Consider the following 22,608-nt stretch of genomic DNA (forward strand, 5'->3'; position numbering starts at 1 on the left):
TTTTAAAATTAGGCAAAAATTATCCCCTAAGCGATACAGAGTCTATCATTGTAATCGGAGAACAATCATTTTGGTTTTGGTGTTGGTTTTCATAATCAGTTTTAACTAAATTATACAGAGATTTTAAAATCGGCTTCATCGCAAGGTAAAGGTCTCGTCTTTCACCTGGATTTGGTAGATAAGTCTTAATGCTCAGTCCAGCTCCTGCAGTAACTAATATAACTCCCGAGGTAATTGCTATTGGAGGTACTATAGGAGTCAAAGCAAAAACTCCTGCCGTACAAACCCCGGCCATACCAAATACCCCTGCTCCGCCTGCTATGCACTTAGCCACATAATGATCATTACCAGTTAATGAACGTATCCTATTATTTAAGTGCAAGGCAGCTTTATGTATGGTGTCAAGATAGTTCTCTGCCTGATGAGTAGTTGTTTTTGCAAAGAAATCAATTTCATCACTTATTTGGCTCTTTGTCAGAGGATCTAAGCATTGACATTCATTAATAAGTTTTTTGAGGAGACTTAATCCATTTTGGGTTGCATGATATGTAGCAGGACAAGTAACTGGCTTATTAATCATTATTACTCCAGATTGAATTATTATTATTGTTAAGAGAAATAAAAACGCTAGCATCAACCTATGCCACTGAACCTGATGCTAACGTTTCTCGTAATTTGGCAGAATATCTAGCCGAAAAAATGTTATATTCTAATGTAAACTTTTTTTGTTATAACCGTATATCAATAGTTCTCTTTACGGATTACACTAAAATTTAAGCGTGTTAACAGAACTCTCATACCTATCTTTTTTGTAGCTATGCTGAAAAACTCATTATTTGCTTAAGAGCTTGAGTGGGAGTTTTTGCTCAGCAATGCTCACTAGCTCCCAATTTTGATTAAATAATATTGACTTTTTCAAAGTAATTCAAAATCTCTTTCTTTGATTTAACTAAGAATTTTTGCTTTATATTCTCAACATGAGTTTCTATAGTTCTTGGTGATAAATTTAGTAAGGATGCTGACTTTTTAGAATTATAGCGCTGTAATAAATGTTGCAAGCAGTCTTTCTCACGAACAGTTAGCTTCATTTTATCGCACCTAGATAATAAATATTTATCTAAAAAGGACATGTGAAAAACACTAAGCAAATCTTGCTCTTCAATTTCATAAAAGGGGTTTCTTAAATTATTTGATTTAGGAATTTTAATTTTTGGTAAGAGTTTTTTCACCTCATCATTCGCAACTTTATTTTGAATAATAAAACAAATTTTCTTTAACATTTCGATATTATTAAGATAAAAATTATTGAAACTTAAAGAAGGATCCGTTCCTAAAATAAAGAAATCGCAATAATCTTTTTCTTTTTGTGAAATTAAAAATAAATTTCCTATATTAAACTCATCACGAAGCTCAGTAATATGCTTTTTTTCATGTTCATTTGCCGGCAAGGAATCAAGAAAGAAGAAACCTGTCTGATACTCTTCAAAATTATCTTCTGCAAAATGAGACACAAAATATTCTTGCTCAATATTGTGATGAAATGATTTTTGATCACTACAAAATCCCTGCCAAAAACTATCTTTCGTATAACGAACATATTGAAAAAATTTAACTTCAGTAAAAGTAAATAAAGGATTAATGTATTGATTAAATTTAGATTGATATTCATAAATATTTACGAGAAAATTTTTCTTTTCTATAGCATCAATTAAAGCCATAATTATCCTCTCCGTATCTAATTCCTATAGAAGGATACCATATAAAAATTAAGCTCAAATTAAGAACACGAAGAAACAAGAAACAACTTAATAGCACCTGAAGCAACCATTTAAATTAAAAAATTTCCATTTTTGAACGCGGTTGTACATTTATTGAATGTGTCACATCGACAATTTCTACAGCTCAGATAAATGGCATTAAAACAAGAAAAGCTAAACTCCTATTCTTGAATTCAATATAAGTAAATTAAACGCTATAGAGCATTCCATATCAAATTCAGAGCCGGTTCTTTGTCACTCATCAATGAAACTCACACCCAACTTTCGCACAACCGAAACTTTGCCTGTTGCTCATTGGCTACTGATGATGGTATTGTCCTTCTAGACTCCCCAAAAGAGTATTCATAACGCTCCCTTCTTATACTTGGAGAGCGGAATAATGTGTTCATGTTTTTTGATAGCTCACAGATAGAACACTCATAGCGTTCCCTTTTTATCCTGGGAGAGCGAAATGTGCTCGTATCTTTTAATAACTCCTGCTCCGTTGTTTCTGGCAATTGAAAACGCTCAGATACTTTTGCAGAAATGTTCTTAATCACTGAAAAATATTTATTTTTAGAGGTTAATGAGGTCTCTGCAATAATGGAGGCAAGAACAGCAAGCCATTTATTTAACGTCTCTATTTGCGGCAGCACAGCAATAGCCGAAGGTTTACTGTAGTAAAATTGCACTCGTTTGATAATAAAGACAAACAATTTCTCCTGTTCGCCATTACCTTTCAATTTTTTGCCCTCATTCAGCATTAACAAACGTTCTAATAACTTCTTACTATAGAGCTGAGACATTTTACAAAGTTCTCTCTCTTCTCCAGGCCAATTTAAAGTATCTGTTGGTTTAGAAACAATCTTTCGCATTTTAGTTAGAAAACCTGCAGAACGTTCTGCTTTATCTACCAGACTGGAATAGAATTCATCTTTAATAAGCAGCAAAGTAAGTAAGGTGATTAACTCGATATACATTGCTTTGGGCTGTACTCTCTCTTTAGAAGACTCGTATAGATCCAGTAAGCCTTTATAAGTTTTATCATAAAATACGTTTATTCTTTTATGTTCTAAAGATCGATAAGGTCCCACTTTGATAATTCCAAGTTCATTTTTTAACTCCTGAATCATCAAATTATAAATATCATTAAACCGCCCTATAGCCTCTGAAATGACTGTTTTAACTGGCTGATTATCTCGCTTTGAAGAAGCGGCATTAAAACTTTGGCTTCTTTGCACCATTTGTGGTACAGAAATGCTACTAGCACTTTGAGGTCTTCGGAAAGAAAAATTAGAAATTCCACTCATTTATACACCTTAACAACAAATAAACTACGTGGACATTATATGATCATAAAGTATCTTTAATTAGGTCTTTTTTTATCAATTATTACGGATGAAAAAAGTATATAACATAATTTTCTTTAATGGCAGAGATAATAGTAATACTCCGTAATAATTTACTTATAAATACTGGTTCAAAATAAAACCTAATTGGTCAAAATAAAGTCTTGTTGATTTATTGGTTACAAAATGAAGACTTTAACATATTTAGGAGTGCCCGGGTGTGAGATCGCAGTATCAAGACAAGATATTCGCAACCTCATGATACAAGCATTTATCGTATTGGCTAATTTTCAATATCAACATGCACGAGGTTTCGTTGATAATATCACCTTTGGCCGGCCGACTCCCCGAGATCGTGACAATTTTATAGAAAAGATTAAAGACCGCATACTTGCCTATTTTCCAGATGAAGAACATCACAATCAGGAATTTATTCAATGTATTTTAGCGGATAAGCCAATTTCGGAGCTTCGCAATTTATTATTTTTTAGAAACCGATTTCTTCTGAGATATAGAAAACTCATCCATATTTCAGCTATAGAAAACGGAATTAATAGTTTACTTGATTTGATTGCCGAATTGGTGAAAACCCCTAAAAAAGCTATTGCCTCTAATTCAGAGCGCAAACTAAAGCTTATTGAAAAAATAGAGCAAGTATACTTCGCTCTAGATGACGGCCTATTGACAACAGTTCGTTCTACAAAAGAGCATCAGTATCATAAAACCTACCTGAATAATCTCCGAGAGCAAGTTATAAAAATAATACAACAAATCGATGAACCCGCTTCCCTGGCAACTGAGGAAAAAATAGGTAAGTGCCCTCCCCTGGCAATTTGTAACGAAAAAGATTCCTTACCTAAATACCAAAATGAACAAGAAAACTCGAGTGAGCTACCCTTTGAACCAATCAAAGAGGATTACTATTTTGAAGATAAAGTTAATTTATTTGTAGCCTATGTGTTAGCAATAACACAGCAAGACAGAGCCCTAATAACCATGGAAAATGGATGCATTAGTAGTACCTGTGAAAAAACGCTACCGACTCAAGAAAGAAACGCATTAATCATGGAAAATACTTATGTGCATACATCCGAAGATATGTTATTAGAAAAAACAGCTCTTTCAATGATTAATTTAGTGAATCTTGGACTCAGTCGAGGGTTATCTCAATTTACTATCGAATCAGATTTCCCGGTAGTTGCACGAGTAGTCGCGCTCTATATAAAATATATACAAAAATATGAGGTATCAGCGCTTGACTTTCCTGATGACGAGTACTCTGCAATGACTGATAACCTTTGGAATAAACTCCGAACGACCTATTTCGCTAAAAATAAACTAAAGGGCGAACAACCCCACGATCAAAAAACCTCTACCTCAACAGAAGAAATCAAAAAGAGACATAAAGCCAGTTCAATTGGCTTCTTCAGAGAAGAAAAAGACAAGATAAGCGAACTTAATAATCCGAATCACCCTGTTTATTTTCTGTGAATAAACCGCTTCAACTCGTGCTGCGCGCCGGCTTACCTTACCGCGCAGCATTACTTCATTTATTACTTCTCTTGCACTGAGCAAATAAAAATTGAAAATAAGGAAAAAAGAATAAAAATAAATGCAACTGGTAATAAATTTTCATCTCCCAAAAATGCCATTGCGCTGCTTGTAAAAATCCCACCTAAAATTTTACTAAATTCAAATATTGCCCCTGCTGCACCGGCAATATGAGGAAAGGGAGTTAGAACTTTAACGGCGCAATTTGGAATAATAAGGCTAGCGCCGATCATAAATGGAACTATGGGGGCAACAATGGTAACGACATTCATCAGCTTTAAAATAAAAAAACAAAGTAACATACAGCCTGAAATCAATTGTAATATCAACCCCAGCATAATAATGGAATCAATTCTTAAGCGATAAATTAATTTTACATTCAGAACACCACCAAGCAGAAATCCTATACCAGGATAAATATATAGCCAGCCACACTTTATAGAAGATATGCCTATTTGCTGTTGTAGCACCACTGGCGCCTCAATATACCATGCAATAATTCCGCCGTACGTTAGCAATGAGCAGAGAGCAAACCTTAATATTTTAAAGTGCCTTAATAAAAATAGCAGCGTGTAACGTAGGGTTTTAACAATATTCTTATTTTTTAAAGAGGGATTAGTTTCAGGAATATTTTTATAAAAAAGGTATAAAATTATAATAGTAAATACAGCAAGTAACAAGAAATTACTTCTCCAACCGATATATTGCTGAACATAACTTCCGGCTAAGGGCGTTAACGATACTATAATTACGGTGATTAAACCTAAATAAGAATTATAAAGGGCCAATTGCTCTTTTTCATAAAGATCTCTCAACATGGCGCGCGCTAAACCCGGAGTTACGCCTAAGCCAAAACCCTGTATAAATCGCCCTAAACACAATAGATAAATATTAGGAGCCAACCAACAACATACATTCCCAATAATATTAATAAACAGTCCCCAAAATAGAGGACGGCTTCTACCAAAAAGATCAGACAAACAGCCAAAAATAAGTAGTGAGGGGCAAAGTCCAATCAAAAACACGCTAAGCGTAAATTGGGTATAATTTATATTTACAATAAAATCCGTTGTAATCGCCGGCAAAGAGGTTAAGTATAAGTCGGAATTTATCGGCATGAGCGCAAAAACTAAAGTAATTATCAAAAAATCGCGAATCCCCTGAAGAAAATTATACTTTTTTGTCATAAAAATATTATTGCCTATCAAAATTTAATAATAAGCGCCACCAATATTTCTCTCAACAGCAATTCTTAGTCTAGTTCAACAAAAGTCACCAGGAATTAGCTTAGCTACCTGAGTAAAGGATTTGCGAAAATGCAAGGGCGCATTATCCACCGACCTGAATAAGCTGTGCGCTAATTCCGTAATTTCTATCAATAAATACCAATTCAATAAGCAAACAGGTTGATTAATATACTGGCCTAATATCTATACCCAAGAGGCAATGAAAATGAATGACATAATTACTCAAGGTATCCCAGGTTGTGAAATGGCTATCTCGCGAGAAGATCTCAAGGCATTGATGATGCTTACTTTTGAGCTATTAGCGGAATTTACGGCTAATCATTCAGAATTTACTTTCAAGAGTATTAATGATGAAAAACAGAAATTTTTAAAAGAAATTAGGAAACGACTAGATGATTACTTGCCTAAGTATATACAAAATAATCCAAATAAATTTATTCAAGCGATGTTACAAAAACACCCAGTCAACGCCTGTTGGAAATTATTGGAGGACCAGAATCACTTCCTTTTCAAAAGAATAAAAGGAAAGCATTTTAATTCAGTGAATATCGTAGTAAAGCAATTACTTGCTGTAGTAGTACTACTTATGCAAACCCCTAAGGCGGATCTTCAATCCACGAACCCAACTGCTAAAAGACAAATTAATATCCATTTTGAACTATTAGAGAATGCGATAGTTCAGAAACTATTTGCCCATGCTCGCCGTGGTCACGCGATGTTAAAAGATACAGACTCGAAACGAATCGTAAAAATATTAGAACAGCTAACCCACATAAAAGAGAAAATAGATGCTCTTCAGTTTCAACCAAAAATAGATGATGTATCCAATAGCAATACCTACCCACCCTTTAAGACAAGCAGCTATTTAGAAGATAGTGACGAATTGGTGGGTGGACATATTTCCCTTTCAGAAGAAGAGTACTATTTATCATCAGATGAACAGTTCAACAACAATAATTTTTCTGAAGAGCAAGCTAACTTCAATAATGATACCCATCAATCCTTGGAGAGAAGAAGCTATTTAGAAAATAGTGACGAATCGGTGGGTGGACATATTTCCCTTTCAGAAGAAGAGTACTATTTATCATCAGGTGAACAGTTCAACAACAATAGTTTTTCTGAAGAGCAAGCTAACTTCAATAATGATACCCATCAATCCTTGGAGAGAAGAAGCTATTTAGAAGATAGTGACGAATCGGTGGGTGGACATATTTCCTTTTCAGAAGAAGAGTATTATTTATCATCAGGTGAACAGTTCAACAACAATAGTTTTTCTGAAGAGCAAGCTCGCTTCAATGACAGCATGGATAGAGATGAAAAGAATAAACAAGAAATATTAAGAGTGCAAAAACTTCTAGAAATGAAATTAAATGAGCGTAAAAACTATTTCAAAGAATTAGTAGAAAAACGGAAACAAATGAATGAGCTTAAGCAAAATATTATAGAGGTATCTAAGGACAAAGAAATTACTCAAATCCAAAAAGATTCAGCTGCTTATTCAAAAGCATTAATTAAGCTAATTTATAATAGTTTTTCAAGAGAACTTACGCAAGCCAACTTTATTTTGACTCATATGGAAGAAATAAAAAATCTCGATGAGAAAATAGAAGCTATCGAGAATAAGATCTTCTATCTTTCTGAAATACTATTAAAATTACCTACTGCCAACAATGAGAAATTAAATTTGCTCCATCATAGCTGGGAGATTACCAAAACCCTAATCCAAACTCCGGTGAACGATGATGGGTCCATACAAATAGCAATCAATGAGAGTAGAACATTAATCAATGGAGCAAATAATACCGTAAGTGTGCTGAGTTTAAATGAAGCTCTATCTCATGAAAATAAACTTTCCGATAAGAAAAAAACTGCTCTTACGACCATTCAGTTAATTAATTTCATGTTGAGTAAAGGCAAAAAAACTATTTCCATTCAAAGCCATGACGCAACGATAAAGCTAGTTGTAGAAAACTATCTGCGATATTTAGAGAATGAATGTGGGCTAGTTGCATGCCTTGGAAAAATAAGAACAAATAATAAACAAGCTAACGAAAAGGATGCTAATAAAATATGGGGAAAACTATATAGTTATTTCTTCTCTCTGCCTAATATTACGGCACAACCTTGGTACGAAAAAGTAGCTTCTTTGCAAGAAAAGAATACATCTGTAATTAGCAGGTTAACCATGTTCCATTTCCGCCCACAAGATACTAGAGACATTGTTTCTATGAATAGTACTCAAGCAACAGAGCAGAAATCAAACACCGCTTATGATCTCGTCAATTAGAGCGTTGTTCATTATCAGACAATGAACATGACTTGTACTAAAGAAACTATCGCCTTACTAACCGGGTAAGGCCATAATTGAATTATTTTTGATTTAATCTAACACAAGTACCTCAACTTAACTCATCAATTAAGTTGAGGTTATATTCAAGCAAATGAAAATCAATAATGGGCAAGCTCATTAATATAGCGTCCTTATTCTTATGAAATTCGGATAAACTGTACTATTTAGGGAGAGTCGGGGAATCACAAAAACCGTCAAATTTGATCTTTCCACTTAAGAACTGCCTCTATCAAATAAGCTTATGAGAAACTCTTCTTTTTGCAGCCTCTTATTTTTGGAGGAGTACCTTTACATGTTTTTTTGTTAAATTTTATCCGTAAAAATAAGCAAATTTTTACGACAATAATTCCTTATTAAAATGGCACAATTTGCCAAACCATTCTTATTTAAAGATTAGTCCTTTTAGCAATAGGTTTGGGGATTTCTTGTTATTTTCTATAGGGAAAAATTATGTCAAAGAATTGGGATTTTTTGGGTGAAGGTTCCTACAATACTGTTTATGTAAGCCTTGACAAGAGATTAGTTCTTAAAATCCCGCGTACAGATGCAAAAACCGATACTCCTGAACGTGCGATAAAATTATGGAACGCAATTAATCCACATCTTTCGCCCTCAGCTACACTTATAGATACAGAAAAGGGTAGAGGTTGGATCTGTCCATTTATAGAGGGAACACCCGCCTCTGATATAGAAATAAGTAATGCATTAATTGATATTTATAACCGAACTGGCAGAATTGTTATTGATGCCATTGTAAAGGGTAATTTTATAAAGGCCTCATCTTTTAATAATCAAGTTATATGCGTAGACATAGGCTGGGCTTTACAACTAGAAGACAGGGAAAATACCTTTTTTTTACACTCCACTCGTCAGAAAAGTGATGTAAGTATGGAGACTTTCAAAAAGTCTTTTCTTTTTGATCCAATCAAACTTGCGGATTTATCCCCAGATTATCCTCACACGATACAAATTCTAAAAGCATTGACGCAAATAAAGTTTGTATGTCCAGATATTTTTAATGTTAGTTTACTAAAAACCAACCGATCCCTAGTAAAAATGTTGGCAGCGAACTGGCTATCACCAGGTGATAAAATAGAAGAACTTAGGGAAAAGGTAAAGGCAGTTTTTCCGGAATATTGTTTTATTACAAATAAACCATATAAAGAGCAAGGCAAAGTTAATTCATCTAAAAATGTAACAGATATAATACAAAGGCAAAGAAAATTTTATCTTGATAATATAAAAGAATATTGTTTAGCCGATTACAAAGATATATAAACTTAGAAGGAAAAAGAGAGAGGACAAGGCAACTTTTAACAATGAGATATTTTGCAACCAATAAAATACAACAAGCCAGGAATTTAATAGGCTCTACCCCAAATGTAGGGGCACTTTAATCAGATTATAGTAATCTAACTCTTTGATTCCGCAATCAAAAGAGGATTAAAGTGCCAAGAAAAGATATTATCCTAAATTTACCTGGCTATACAATAGTCAAGGTGACAGGAAACAATCCTGTTTATATTGAAGTAAGATATACTCGAGTTGTGCGTTGTATTTACTGCAATGGCAAGCGATTAAGGAAGAAAGATAGCTTTAATCGAAAGATACGTCATGAGTCTATCGGATTACGTTATAGCTATTTACTTATTAAATCGCATAAGTTTCAGTGCTATGGGTGTAAGCGCTATTTTAATCAGCGTTTTCCGGGGATAGGTAAATACCAGCGAGCTACAGAAAGCTTGCGTAAAGAGGTGTTTCACCATCATACAGAGGGTGTTAGTCAAAAAGATTTAAGCCGTCATTTCCATACAGGCAAATCAACGATAGAACGTTGGTATCATTATGGTTATGAACGGCAAGAGAAACGGATTACATCACCCTTATGTCCTCGTGTATTGGGTATTGATGAACACTCGTTTACAAAGAAGCAGGGCTATGTAACTACCTTATGTGATTTAGGTAAGCATAAGGTTTTTGATATTGTTAAAGGCCGCTCAGGGCGAGATTTAGAGGCTTATTTTAAAACATTGGAAGGCAAAGAGCGTGTACGTGTCGTGTGTATCGATTTAAGTAGCAGCTATCGGGCTTTGGTGAAACGCCACTTTCCTAAGGCCAAGATTGTGGCTGATCGCTTTCATGTCATCCGATTAATTAACCAACTGAGCATGCAAACCTTTCATCAAATTGATCCCACAATGAAGTATCAAAGAGGCACACTCATGGCTTTGAAGACAAAGCCAGAGAATCTAACGTCATTACGTTTAAGCAAACGCGACCAATACCTGAAACAACAACCCGCGATTGCTGCGATTTATGATTTTAAACAACAGTTGCATGAACTATTAACTAAGAAGCATTGTACAGCAAAAGAGTGTAAACGCTTATTACCGCAATTCTTGGAAATGGTTAAAGAACTAAAGCAAAGCGCTTTTCAATCGCTTAGAACTTTAGGAAATACACTATTTAAATGGAGAGAGGAAGTCGTTAGAATGCTTCGTTTTACTAAGAATAATGGAATAACTGAAGGGTTTCATCGAAAGATGAAATTGATTCAACGCAGGGCTTATGGGTTTAGAAATTTTGAAAATTATAGATTAAGAGTTAGAGTGCTTTGTGGATGAGTAAAGTGCCCCCGGATTTGGGGAAGACCCATTTAATACATCAAATCGAAAACGCAAATTCACCAGCAGAAATAAATACCCTTTTATCAGATGCTATCAATCTTTTTAGCCCACAATCTAGTAGCCATTTAAAAACAGCTATTAACCAATGCCTTCATATATATATTACAATTTGCGGCTCAGGATATTGAGCTGCAAATTATTGACGAAACTGAAGTAGGAACTTGGATTGATATAAGCGCAGAGTTATCTTGTCAGCCAGGAACTAGCTCAATTTCACTGTAGGACGAATTTTGAAAATTATAGATTAAGAGTTAGAGTGCTTTGTGGATGAGTAAAGTGCCCCCGGATTTGACCCGATTTGAGGAAGACCCCATTTTTTTATTTCAAAAAGAGTATAACTCCTTGATTTTACAATGCCGTTGCGCAGAATCGAACTGCGGACCTATTGATTACGAAACTTTATTATACCGATATCAAACAATATCATTTAATTTCAAAAATAGCAAAAAACCCTTTATTTATAAGAAATAATTGAGTTTTAGCAATTCAATTAGTATCATTTGATAATATACCTATACATAAATTTTGGTACCAAAAATGGTACCAAAATAAAAAGGACTGTGTAGATGAAATTTATCGATAGCTATATTAAAAATCTCGCGCCAGAGACCACCTGGTTTGAAAAAATAGAATCTTCTGGATTAGGTATTAGAGTAATGCCAAGTGGTAATAAATCTTGGTTTTACCGTTTTAGTATGAATGGTAAACGTCAAAAAATGACCTTAGGAAAATATCCAGCTATTAGTCTAAAACAGGCTCGTGAATATCTTGCTAAAGCGCAAAGTTTAAAAGAGCAAGGTATAAATCCTATAGAAAATACCAAGCTAGAAAAATTAAAAGAAGACAATACCTTTTCAAAATTAATACAGTCTTGGTACGAAAATTATGCCGTTAAAAATAGAAAGCAACCACGCCCTATCAAATATCAGATTGACTCAGAAATAATTCCTCTACTAGGCGATACTGTACTTGATAAGTTACAAACCAAAGATATTACAATCGCCCTTGACAAAATAGTACAACGAGGAGCGCCAATTCATGCGAATCGCATTCTCAGCACTATTAAACAAGTTCTAAACTATGCAGTGAGTCGTGGTTATATTCAATATAATCCAGCTACCAATATACGATCACGTGATATCGGTGGTATTGAAAAGCCCAGGGAGCGGGTACTATCGCCCGAAGAAATAAGAATAATATGGAAATTCCTTGAAAGCGATAAAAGCCAAATGTCTGAATCAGCCAGGTTAGCAATTAAAGTTATTATACTTACTGGTGTTAGAACAGGTGAAATCCGACTGGCACAATGGCATCAATTTGATTTTGAGCAATCTTTATGGACTATTCCTCCCGAGCATTCAAAAGGAGGAATAACTGTAAAAATACACTTGAGTGAACTTACAAAAAAATTACTACTTCAGTTTAAAGAACAATCTGTCTCCCCTTTTGTAATTCCAGGCATAACAATCGATGTTCCTATGTCCAAAGATGCCCTTCCACGCGCAATTAAAAGAATTCAGAATCGGGTGGGAATTCCTGAATGGACTGCCCATGACTTAAGAAGAACCTTTGCGACACAATTGGGTGAGTCACTAAATATTGATCCCGTGGTGATAGAAAAATGTCTTGGCCACAAAATGCCTCGTATTATGGCTACTTATAATAAAAATGAGATGCTACCCCAACGCAAAGAGGCATTGGATTCCTGGGCAAACCATATTGCAAGATTAATCTCATCAAAGGATTGAAAAAATCATATGAACTGCTCTATAATTAACTTAACACAACCGCCACGCCTAGAGGATGTTAGTCCTTGCGTAACCTTGGCGGTTTTTTTATGCGTATTGCTATGAATAATCCTCTCATTAAATATCTAAAGCCAGCCCTGAGTTTCCAAGATCAACTGGAAAAACTTCAAGCAAAAGGGCTTATTATAAATAATTGGCCTTCAGCCCTGCAAAGCCTTTCTAATACCAACTATTATCGGCTTAGTGCCTACTGTTTACCCTTTAAACGTTCAGATACAACAGGAAATATCACCGAACAATTTCAAGATAATGTTACATTTGAAAATGTCATAGATCTCTATGAGTTTGATCGTAAACTAAGATTGTTAGTAATGGATGGATTAGAGCGAATTGAAATTTCAGTAAGAACCAGTATTGCTTATCACCTTGCTCATAGTTATGGACCATTTGCTTTGTCGAATCCTCAAAATTTCCATCAGCAATTTGAACATAATACCTGGTTAGCACAAATTAATAACGAGATAGAGCGTTCCAGAGAGTACTTTATTGAGCATTATAAAAATAAATATCTGGGCTATCCTAACTTACCAATATGGATGGCAATAGAGGTTTTATCCTTTGGTGCATTGTCGGTCTTATTTAAAGGGCTTAAAAATGAAGACAAAAGGATAATTGCTGAGGGTTATAAGTTACATCCAAAAACTTTAGCCAATTGGCTATACTTTCTAACTTATGTAAGAAATATATGTGCTCATCATAGCCGCCTTTGGAATAAAGATTTAGCCATTAAACCCAAAATTGATGCGATTAATGAACTTTGGCTACCTCCTATTACACCAAGAAATGATCGCTCATATATTATCTTGTTGATCATCAGAAAATTACTAACCACTGCGGGTAATGGCAAAGATTGGGCAATATCATCCGAGAAACTTATTCAGCCTATTATTGAAAAATATGATTGGGCGCATGAAAGCATGGGAATTCCAAGGAGCTGGTTAGATCATCCATTGTGGAAAGAAGTTCAATAGCCCACATAATATGGGCTATTATGCTAAGATAATCGCATGTTTTGTTGAATCCAATGATTAACTGTCTCAGAGTGCCATGCCAGTGTTGTGCCATTTAGTTTAACTGGTTGTGGAAATTTTCCGCTAGTCCACCAACGCCTTAATGTCAAACGGTTACGACCAAGAAGCTCCTCTAAATCAGTAATAAACAAAATCTGTTTTGGCATTTTATTATCAGAAAACTGCATCTTAAAGCCTCCTAATGCATGTCAGCTGGAAAAAGCTTCTCAGCTTTCTGCTCTCGTTTAATTTCCATATCGATAAACACAATGAATAATTTCAGCAAATTTAGCTCTACACTTCTATTTTGAAGCAATCGGTTATGGTGATAAATCAATTGCAAATATGCAATTGGTGAGTTAGATAAGTTAGCAATTCGCTGCAACGGATAGTTAGTTGCATCTAGCAAATACTGGATAATCCCCTTGTAAATACCTATTTTATTATTATGGGACATGAAAAATACTCCTGTAAATCATGTGTACTAAAGTCCAATTCACGTCAAATTAACATTTAGAATCATTTGACGAAACTTATATTAAAACAATATTAATTTTATTATCAATATGTGTTTTAAAGAAATTTATATTAAGATACGATATGATATTGAATGATATCGTTTTATATGATAATTTTTTATGACGTTCGATTACAAGGATAATTTTATGAGTAAGGGACCCTATCAATCGTTTGCTAACCGCTTGATTAGCGCCCTCAAAGATAGAGGATATACGGCCTCTCGCTCGCCAAATGGGATCTGTATTAAAACCCTGGCTGAGTTTACTGGTGCCTCTGAACAAATCTGCCGCCGTTATATACGAGGAGATGCTTTACCAGACTATGAAAAAGTCAAACAACTGGCTTTCCATCTTCAAGTAAACCCAGGCTGGTTACTATTTGGGGAAGACGAAAATGCAACAACGAAGAAGAATGAAGTCGATGAAAAATTGCTTCATTACATCTTGAAACAAAGCCATCATTTATACCCTATCTCTCAGGGAAGTAATGACGATTACGCCGATTTTGTGTTAGGATTGATCAAAGAAGTCAAAGCAATTGACACTTCGGAAAATAATTTACTAAAAATCATTGACTTGGCCATTGGTTCAATTTCTTCTTATGAAGAAAAGAGAAAAAAGCACAGTCATGCAGTTTAAAAAACTTGTAGATATGGATGTAACAGCTGTGGAAGTAAAGCTTCACCCCAAAGCCAAGGAATTTCTGTTTGAACACTTTGTCACAATACGCAGGGTGTTTTCAGATGTACTAGGGCAAGTAGAAACTGACTATGCTTCTATTGCCCTTATTAACCAGGCAGGACAGATCTTTTTCATATCCTCGAACCCAGCCATAGAGCAAAATTTAATTGAGCAAAGTCTCTGGCTATTTGACGGTTGCTATCAACCAGAATTCCTCAGCCAGGATCAACCGAAATTATGGAGCGAACTACCACATATAGGCTGCACAGAATCAATTGTAAAATACAAACAAATAAAACCTAGACTTATAACAGGTATCTCCATCCCCACTGAATATGATTCTTATAAAGCTATCTTTTCATTTGGATTAAAACGGATAAATCCATATATCCAGAACAAAAGCTCGATTCATTGCGAAAAACTGTTAGCCATGGGCAAATTTGCGTTAAGGCGAATTCAAGAGTATTTAATTTTCCCTGACAAACAGCCCTGCATGACGACAAAACCCAAACTGACATTAATCATCAACAATCAGGTGCCCCATGAACACACTCCTTGATAAAAACAACCCTATTTTAAGACAAACCGCTGATCCAATTTCTGAATCAGAATTTGGTAGCAGTTGGTTAAAAGAGCTTATTAAGACTATGTTTGGCATAATGGCTGACAAGGGGGCTGTAGGCGTAGCTGCCCCCCAAATTGGCATCAGCAAACGAGTTATTGTATTTGGTACTGATTACACCAAAAGGAGAAAACCAGAATACCCAATTCCTGATACAGCCTTAATTAATCCTTCATTAAAAATCCTATCTCAAGAAATTCAAACTGGCTACGAGGGTTGCCTTAATTGTGGTGAATTAATGGGTGAAGTTCCAAGAGCCATGGAAATTGAATATTCAGGGTTTGACATAGATGGAAATAGAATTACCAAAAAAGCTTCCGGTTTAGAAGCCCGCATTCTTCAACATGAAATTGATCACCTGGATGGATTTTTATTTTTAGACCGAGTGGAAGATCAAGATTCACTAACCACTCTATCGGCAATGCAAAGTAAAGGATAATCGCATGAAGCACCAAACCCGAATCATTCTGGCAGGTACACTGGGTAATTTAATTGAATCCTTTGACATGGCTATTTGTGGCCTACTCTCAGTTTACATTGCCAAATACCTGATTGGTGATGTCTCCAAGGGTTTGTTTCTCGTCTTTCTTACTTTCTTTGCTGGATACCTAGCCAGACCTATTGGGGCTATGATAATGGGCTTACTATCCGATATCTATGGCAGAAAAATTATCCTTGCAGGTTCTATCCTAACAATGGGCATATCAACAACCCTTATCGGGTTTATCCCCCCTCACAGTACTATAGGTACATTTTCTGCTATTACCTTATTAGTGTTAAGAATTATTCAGAGCTTCTCCTGCGGTGCAGAATATTTAAACTCCTCTGCTTACCTAGTTGAGAATGCCGAAGCCTCAAAAAAGGGCTACTCAGGAAGCTGGGCATCCTTTGGCGCTATGTCAGGGATGCTGATAGCGTCTTTAGTTGTATTGATTGTTACTTATTTTACCAGTCACTATCCTGAACAGGACTGGATGATCTGGCGTGTTCCTTTTGTGCTTGCGCTTTTAGGATCTTCGATTGGTTTATACATCCGTTTATGTATCCCCGAGAGTATGGAATACATCGTATACTATGCAGACAGACCAAAGCCTAAATTTAAGAGTTTACTTTCTGAATCGGTAACCTATATCAAAAACAATAAAATACAATCCCTTTATGTGTTTATTTTGAGTTGTTTGGGTGTAACAACTACATTTCAAATTTACATTTATGGTCCTATGCAAGCTCGTTTATATGGTAATTTTCAAAACCATGAAATTATCATTTCCAACATCATTTCTTTAATGGTACTTCTAGGAGTATTTCCTCTGATTGGGAATCTATCTGATAAAATTAGTAGAGAAAAAATCGTAGTTGCAGCAAGTATAGGATTTCTAGTTCTATCTCAACCTTTTTTCAACTTCTTATCGCACAAAATATTTTATCAGTTAATTTTGAGTCAAGCTTTAATTGCTATTCCAGCAGGAGCATATTATGCAACAGTACCAGTAATGTTAGCTGAAATGTTCCCGATTAAATTACGTTGTAGTGTTTTATCAATACTATATTCCATTGCAGCAAGTTTATCCGCTGGCCTCGCTCCATTACTTTCTATGATACTTGTAAAAAAAACCGGCGTTGCATCGTCACCATCAATTTTAGTTTTTACGCTAATAGCAACAATGTTTATAATAATAATTTACAGAACCATAAAACCTGAAAAGAGATGCTCTTTAACGACACTTAAAGGCTAAAATAATAACATCGCATGGCAATGTGCTTCGGATAAAAGTACCGCTCAGATTACTTAATGATAGTGTTGCAAAAATATTCCCAATAAATGAGGCAGATTCTAACTTTTAGGTGTATCAATTTTAACCTAAATGAATTTTCAGAAATTTAAACGGCTTATATCTAGAACCTAGATAGAAAATAACAACTCAGACTGTAAAGGTGTTAATCTCTGAAATGACGAGCTGTGCTTATCCCATTACAATTAAATAAGCATTACAAAATCGTGAACGAAAATATTATTATGTTTAAATAATTTCTCATTGAAATAATCAAATCGTTATTTTCAGCATAGGGGGATAAATACTAACTCGTATGATAATGAAAGAGGAACCGCCTCACAGCTAATCCTGTCTAACCAGAGCCTGCAGGCGCTCTTGAGCTTGCAAGTGACCTTGCGCAGCAGCCTTTCGGAGCCACTTTATTGCTTCCATACTATTTTGAGGAAGACTCACTCCATCATGATAAAGTGCAGCAAGCACATATTGAGCTTGGGGCAATCCTTGACTAGCAGCTAAATGAAACCATTTCAGAGCTTTTGTGTGATTTCGAATCACCCCTTTGCCGTTAAGAAAGCCCATACCTATATTATATTGAGCCACAGCATCTCCTTGTTTCGCGGCCAGACGAAACCATTTCATCGCTTGAAAATCATCCTGTTGAACATTGCTCCCCGTTGCGTACATTAATCCAAGTGTTCGTTGAGCCATGAGATCGCCATGTTTGCCTGCTTTACGAAACCACTTAACTGCTTCCGTATCATTTTGCCGAACCCCCTTGCCTGTGACATACATAACTGCAAGATTATATTGGGCTATGGCATCTTCTTTCTCAGCTGCCTTGTGAAGCCATTTAAAAGCTTCGACATAATTTTGTTGCCCATTTTCAGCAGTGGAATATAGGATGCCAAGACTACGTTCAGCCTCTGGAAATCCTTGTGCGGCTGCTTTATGAATCCACTTGATTGCTTCCCTATCGTTTTGCTGAGTACCCATACCTTTTTGATACATGACACCAAGATTTAATTGTGACACGGCATCATTTTGAAGAGCGGCTTTACGAAACCATTGCATAGCCTTGCCATTATCCTGAGGGACCCCTTTGCCTGCAGCATACATCAAGCCAAGGTTGCGCTGGGCCATGGCTTCGCCTTGTTTCGCTGCCTTGCAAAACCATTTTACAGCTTCAGAGTCATTTTGTGCTACTCTTTTGCCAATCACATAATCTACACCACGATTATTCCAGGCTGATGGGCTTTTATACCCTATTATCACATTTTCTATGGGCTCTTTAATGACATTCACTATCCCAGAATAACTTCCCACACCAATAATAATTGCGGCTAAAACTAAGATGACAAGACGTAAACGCATACTAAACTAATCCTTGTTAGAGTCGTTAATAAAAACTAAAATGAGTCTCCAACCTCATAATAAGTTATTCTGTTGACTGAGCTCTATTATGACAAAAAGGAATTATGCTATTAAAGATTGGGCATGTAAAAATTTTATGACAAAATAGTAAAAATAGATGAGCAAGAATAAGAATAGGAATCCCATGAACGATATCACGTCATTTAAAATAAAAAAAATAGTCCTTCTTAAAATTATTTTTGCGGTAATTTTTTCGTGCACGACACTTAATGCCTGCGCCGGCACGCAATCCTATCACATCAAATACCACAAGGACTCCAAAATAAACAATGTGCCCTTATCCAATACTGAAGTATTAATAGAGTTCCACCGTGCTGGCAATTCCCTGGGAAGACTCCTGACAAAAACGAATGAGACTCAAGACATCACCATCGACAACACTTATGGGAGCAATTTGGTTATTCATGTGCTATTCATCGAGAAAGAGGGAAAAAGAATACGATGTTGGGGGGTATCTGCTGCTAAAACAAATACCATTGAGATTCAATGTGATAAAGTGGTTTCATTGAAAAAAACAAAGGGAAACACTGGAGAGTCCACTGATTCAATCCATTAAATCACTAAGAGCTCTCTGGTTAACAAGTATTGACAAAAAGAACAACGTGGCATGACACTATGTAACCTGCTTGATTATAAGGAAATAAACAAAATGACTAATAAAATTCGTGGTAAAGTCAAATGGTTTAATAAAGACAAGGGATTTGGTTTTATTGAAAGCAGTGGCAAGGATTACTTTGTCCACTTTAGCTCGATTCAAAGTAACGGCTTTAAAACGCTTCCCGATGGGGCAACCGTTCTTTTTAAAATGGGAAAAGGACAGAAAGGACCTCAGGCCGAGGAAGTAGAGGTTATCAAAAATGACCACCATTAGGTCTAGGCAAGACCGTTCTGATGAACAATAACACTTATTTTTACTGCATGAAACCATCAAGGAGGAAAGAAGTGGACCAACGAGTTGCTTTAGTCACAGGGGGCACTGGTGGTATTGGTACCGCCATATGCCAGGCAATGCAAAAGTTAGATTATCAAGTCATTGCCTGCTATTTTAAACAGGGCAATCATGATTTGGCGAAAGAATGGCAGAAAAAACAAGCCATGCAAGGCTTTGATATCGACATTGTCTACGCTGATATTTCTTCCTTCAATGATTGTGAGAAAGTGACCGAATTGGTCATCGAAAAATACGGCAAAATCGATATTCTAGTGAATAATGCCGGCATGACGAACGATGCCACTTTGAAAAAAATGACTCAAGAACAATGGCAGGATGTCATCAATGCCAATTTGAATAGTGTCTTTAATATGACGAAAACCGTGTTATCCAATATGTTGGATAATAGTTATGGACGTATTATCACCATTTCTTCTGTGAATGGACGCAAAGGTCAATTTGGCCAGTGTAATTACGCGGCCACTAAATCTGCATTATACGGTTTTACCAAAAGTCTGGCGCAAGAAGTGGCAAAGAAAGGCATTACAGTGAATACCGTCTCTCCTGGCTATATTAATACTGAAATGCTCGCTTCTCTAAGGGACGATATTTTAGAAGCGATTGTGGCCCAAATTCCTGTGGGACGATTAGGAAAACCCCAAGAAATTGCTCGTGTTGTTGCCTTCCTTGCAGAGGAGCAAAGCGGTTTTATTACCGGTGCCAATTTTGATATTAATGGTGGGCAATACATGTAACTCACGCAAAGGCGTTCTATTTCTGAAGCACATAAGTTCCTGGTGCCGCTTGCAGTGAGGGATTCATGACCGGTGGCGCAATGCGTTTTTTAGTGTTTTGCTGAACTAACCACGCATGCCATGCTTGCCACCAGGAGCCCTCTCGCTTCTCTGCCATCGTAAGCCAGCTTTCAGGATTTAAGTAAGCCTCGCCTTGTTTATGCTCATGGACACGATAAGAACGTCCTGGGTGACCCGGCTCACTGATGATGCCTGCATTATGCCCACCACCAGTGAGAACAAAGGTCACATCTCCTTCGGTCATAAGATGGATTTTATAGACCGATTGCCAGGGCGCTACATGGTCTTTTTCAGTGCTCACAGCAAAAACAGGCAATTCGATGTTCTCAGCGGCCACCGGCTTTCCTTCCACGGTATAACGCCCTTCGGCAAAATCATTCCTTAAGAAGAGTTTTTCAAGGTATTCACTGTGCATTTTGTAAGGCATCCGTGTGGCATCCGCATTCCAAGCGGTTAAATCAATCATCCCACGCCGCATTCCATGCATGTAATCTTGAACCATTTTGGACCAAATTAAGTCATAAGCACGTAACATCTGAAAAGAACCGGCCATTTGCTTGGTATCCAGATACCCTTGCTCCCTCATCATACTTTTAAGAAAATCCACTTGACTTTCTGTCACAAAGAGCATTAATTCCCCAGCCTCAGTAAAATCCCCTTGAGCTGCTAAGAGTGTCAAGCTGTTTAAACGTTCGTCCTTGTCTCTTACCATCGCGGATGCGGTAATCATGGCCAAGGTGCCCCCTAAACAATACCCCATCAGATTGATTTTAGTTTCTGGCAAAAGGGTCGACACCGCATCAAATGCAGCCATAGCTCCTTGCCGATAATAATCATCCATCCCCAAATCCTGGTCCTCTTTGTCAGGATTGCGCCAAGAAATGATAAATACGGTGTGCCCCTGACTTACGAACCACTTCACCAAGGAGTTATGTGGTGATAAATCGAGAATATAATATTTCATAATCCAGGCTGGTAAGATGAGTATCGGCTCTTTATAGACTGTTTTCGTTTGGGCCTCATACTGAATGAGCTCAATTAAATGATTTTGAAAGACCACCCGCCCTGGGGTAATAGCCACTTGTTTCCCTGGGATAAAATGTTCAGAACCTGTAGGTGGTGCACCGGTTAGCTTTTCTAGCCAATCTTCGAATGCGATTTGGCTGCCTTGGATGAGATTAAGTCCCCCAGTGCGCCTGGCTTCATGGAATAAATCAGGATTAGACCAAACAAAATTGGAAGGGGATAGGGCATCAAGGGATTGGCGTGCCCAGAATGAAACAGTACGTTCCACCTGGTTGGGCAATCCTGGTACGTCCGTTGTGGCGCGTCGCCACCAATCCTCCATCTGCAAAAATCCTTCAGCGAATAAACGCCAAGGCATGGGCTGCCAACTGTCTTTTTTAAAACGTACGTCTTTACCATCCGCAGCACGTTCAACACAAACGATATTATTAATGCAATCCTTGGCATGAAAAACCGGATAAAAAGCAAGTTCCCACAAAACCCCAGGGGATTGGGCCAATTGCCAAAGCCAGGTGGAATAAGAAGAGCCGATGGCAGCAGGACTTATTCCTGCCGTCCATTTAGCCAGGTTGGCTTGCACTAATCGAGTGAAAAACGGAAAGAAGCTATCGGAAGTACTCATATCAGCCGGTGCACAACAAGAGAAATCCACCCCTTCTTGCAATTCTTGGTCCTGAGTGAGTATCCTTTCCTTAGGACAACATTGTTTTTCTGATCTCTTCATGGCCACGACATCCCTGGCATTATGCCCTATAATCAACAAGATATAATACAGCATAGCACAAGAATGAACCCATCAGTTCCGATTAAAGAGTCTCTCTTCAGAAATAGACAGGCTAAATAGTCACCCCTTACTATCTTTTGGCCGAACAGCACTTCTGTGTTTTTCAAGAAATGTTATCTCATTGATTTTGGCCAATAAAGTGGGCTTGTTAACTTACTTTATCCATTTTGGCTAAATTGCTTTTTTGTAGCCCAATTGGATTATTACTTGATAGTAATGAAACAACGCAAAACTACAGTGTGGTAATGGTTAACACTCAGTATTTC

General features: G+C 36.6%; 21 protein-coding genes. 13 read left to right on the top strand and 8 right to left on the bottom strand.

What is annotated here, in order from left to right; genetic code table 11:
• Positions 1 to 19 precede the first annotated feature (19 nt).
• The 3 genes from clem_RS08075 to clem_RS08085 all read right to left on the bottom strand — a co-directional run bounded on the left by clem_RS08075 (position 20) and on the right by clem_RS08085 (position 3,067).
• Positions 20 to 580 (bottom strand): hypothetical protein, encoded by a 561-nt coding sequence (locus tag clem_RS08075; RefSeq protein ID WP_094091168.1) that lies wholly within the window; start codon positions 578 to 580, stop codon positions 20 to 22.
• A gap of 316 nt (positions 581 to 896) precedes the next feature.
• Positions 897 to 1,718: a helix-turn-helix transcriptional regulator gene (locus clem_RS08080; protein WP_094091169.1), complete on the bottom strand. Its 822-nt coding sequence runs from the start codon at positions 1,716 to 1,718 to the stop codon at positions 897 to 899.
• A gap of 311 nt (positions 1,719 to 2,029) precedes the next feature.
• A complete protein-coding gene (locus tag clem_RS08085; RefSeq protein WP_094091170.1) occupies positions 2,030 to 3,067 on the bottom strand; it encodes a hypothetical protein in 1,038 nt (345 codons plus the stop codon).
• 225 nt (positions 3,068 to 3,292) lie between these two features.
• Between clem_RS08085 and clem_RS08090 the strand changes: the two genes are divergently transcribed.
• Positions 3,293 to 4,597 carry a hypothetical protein gene (locus tag clem_RS08090; RefSeq protein WP_094091171.1) on the top strand — a complete coding sequence of 435 codons (1,305 nt, stop codon included), beginning with the start codon at positions 3,293 to 3,295 and terminating at the stop codon, positions 4,595 to 4,597.
• A 62-nt stretch (positions 4,598 to 4,659) separates the two neighbouring features.
• Here the strand turns inward: clem_RS08090 and clem_RS08095 are convergent, their stop codons facing one another.
• Complete coding sequence (locus clem_RS08095) at positions 4,660 to 5,844, bottom strand: multidrug effflux MFS transporter (RefSeq protein ID WP_094091172.1); 1,185 nt, start codon at positions 5,842 to 5,844, stop codon at positions 4,660 to 4,662.
• 265 nt (positions 5,845 to 6,109) lie between these two features.
• On the opposite strand from clem_RS08095, the gene clem_RS08100 reads away from it, so the two are divergent.
• The 5 genes from clem_RS08100 (at position 6,110) to clem_RS08120 (ending at position 13,720) form a co-directional block, all read left to right on the top strand.
• Positions 6,110 to 8,191 (top strand): hypothetical protein, encoded by a 2,082-nt coding sequence (locus tag clem_RS08100; RefSeq protein WP_094091173.1) that lies wholly within the window; start codon positions 6,110 to 6,112, stop codon positions 8,189 to 8,191.
• Positions 8,192 to 8,704: 513 nt separating this feature from the next.
• Positions 8,705 to 9,532 (top strand): hypothetical protein, encoded by an 828-nt coding sequence (locus clem_RS08105; RefSeq protein WP_094091174.1) that lies wholly within the window; start codon positions 8,705 to 8,707, stop codon positions 9,530 to 9,532.
• Between the two features lie 170 nt (positions 9,533 to 9,702).
• Positions 9,703 to 10,878 (top strand): ISL3 family transposase, encoded by a 1,176-nt coding sequence (locus clem_RS08110; RefSeq protein ID WP_094090993.1) that lies wholly within the window; start codon positions 9,703 to 9,705, stop codon positions 10,876 to 10,878.
• Between the two features lie 629 nt (positions 10,879 to 11,507).
• On the top strand, positions 11,508 to 12,689 hold the full coding sequence (locus clem_RS08115; protein WP_010946805.1) for a tyrosine-type recombinase/integrase: 1,182 nt from the start codon (positions 11,508 to 11,510) through the stop codon (positions 12,687 to 12,689).
• Between the two features lie 89 nt (positions 12,690 to 12,778).
• The gene (locus clem_RS08120; RefSeq protein WP_016356862.1) at positions 12,779 to 13,720 is read left to right on the top strand and encodes an Abi family protein; all 942 of its coding nucleotides are present in this window, start codon (positions 12,779 to 12,781) and stop codon (positions 13,718 to 13,720) included.
• A gap of 23 nt (positions 13,721 to 13,743) precedes the next feature.
• On the opposite strand, the gene clem_RS08125 is transcribed toward clem_RS08120, so the two are convergent.
• On the bottom strand, positions 13,744 to 13,947 hold the full coding sequence (locus tag clem_RS08125) for a helix-turn-helix transcriptional regulator (RefSeq protein ID WP_010946803.1): 204 nt from the start codon (positions 13,945 to 13,947) through the stop codon (positions 13,744 to 13,746).
• A gap of 11 nt (positions 13,948 to 13,958) precedes the next feature.
• Positions 13,959 to 14,216, bottom strand: coding sequence for a hypothetical protein (locus clem_RS08130; protein WP_013101378.1), 258 nt, complete (start codon positions 14,214 to 14,216; stop codon positions 13,959 to 13,961).
• Between the two features lie 208 nt (positions 14,217 to 14,424).
• On the opposite strand from clem_RS08130, the gene clem_RS08135 reads away from it, so the two are divergent.
• From clem_RS08135 to clem_RS08150, 4 genes are read left to right on the top strand one after another with little or no spacing between them, the layout of a single operon-like run.
• Complete coding sequence (locus tag clem_RS08135; RefSeq protein WP_013101377.1) at positions 14,425 to 14,916, top strand: helix-turn-helix domain-containing protein; 492 nt, start codon at positions 14,425 to 14,427, stop codon at positions 14,914 to 14,916.
• Complete coding sequence (locus clem_RS08140; RefSeq protein WP_011946159.1) at positions 14,906 to 15,517, top strand: hypothetical protein; 612 nt, start codon at positions 14,906 to 14,908, stop codon at positions 15,515 to 15,517. Before clem_RS08135 ends, clem_RS08140 begins: the two co-directional genes overlap by 11 nt.
• Positions 15,501 to 16,019: a peptide deformylase gene (def, locus tag clem_RS08145; protein ID WP_010946799.1), complete on the top strand. Its 519-nt coding sequence runs from the start codon at positions 15,501 to 15,503 to the stop codon at positions 16,017 to 16,019. The genes clem_RS08140 and def overlap by 17 nt, the downstream gene beginning before the upstream one ends.
• 4 nt (positions 16,020 to 16,023) lie before the next feature.
• Entirely contained in the window at positions 16,024 to 17,316 is a 1,293-nt protein-coding gene (locus clem_RS08150) for an MFS transporter (protein WP_010946798.1), read from the top strand.
• Between the two features lie 381 nt (positions 17,317 to 17,697).
• Here clem_RS08150 and clem_RS08155 read toward each other — a convergent pair whose 3' ends face one another.
• Positions 17,698 to 18,726 (bottom strand): tetratricopeptide repeat protein, encoded by a 1,029-nt coding sequence (locus clem_RS08155; RefSeq protein WP_010946797.1) that lies wholly within the window; start codon positions 18,724 to 18,726, stop codon positions 17,698 to 17,700.
• Positions 18,727 to 18,910: 184 nt separating this feature from the next.
• On the opposite strand from clem_RS08155, the gene clem_RS08160 reads away from it, so the two are divergent.
• The 3 genes from clem_RS08160 (at position 18,911) to phbB (ending at position 20,472) form a co-directional block, all read left to right on the top strand.
• A complete protein-coding gene (locus clem_RS08160; protein ID WP_011946158.1) occupies positions 18,911 to 19,342 on the top strand; it encodes a hypothetical protein in 432 nt (143 codons plus the stop codon).
• Between the two features lie 93 nt (positions 19,343 to 19,435).
• On the top strand, positions 19,436 to 19,657 hold the full coding sequence (locus tag clem_RS08165) for a cold-shock protein (RefSeq protein WP_011946157.1): 222 nt from the start codon (positions 19,436 to 19,438) through the stop codon (positions 19,655 to 19,657).
• A 71-nt stretch (positions 19,658 to 19,728) separates the two neighbouring features.
• Positions 19,729 to 20,472, top strand: a complete 744-nt coding sequence (gene phbB, locus clem_RS08170; protein WP_011946156.1) for an acetoacetyl-CoA reductase — start codon at positions 19,729 to 19,731, stop codon at positions 20,470 to 20,472.
• Between the two features lie 16 nt (positions 20,473 to 20,488).
• On the opposite strand, the gene clem_RS08175 is transcribed toward phbB, so the two are convergent.
• Positions 20,489 to 22,282, bottom strand: a complete 1,794-nt coding sequence (locus clem_RS08175; protein ID WP_027265824.1) for a PHA/PHB synthase family protein — start codon at positions 22,280 to 22,282, stop codon at positions 20,489 to 20,491.
• Between the last annotated feature and the right edge of the window lie 326 nt (positions 22,283 to 22,608).

The organism is Legionella clemsonensis (assembly GCF_002240035.1).
Lineage (GTDB): Bacteria > Pseudomonadota > Gammaproteobacteria > Legionellales > Legionellaceae > Tatlockia > Tatlockia clemsonensis.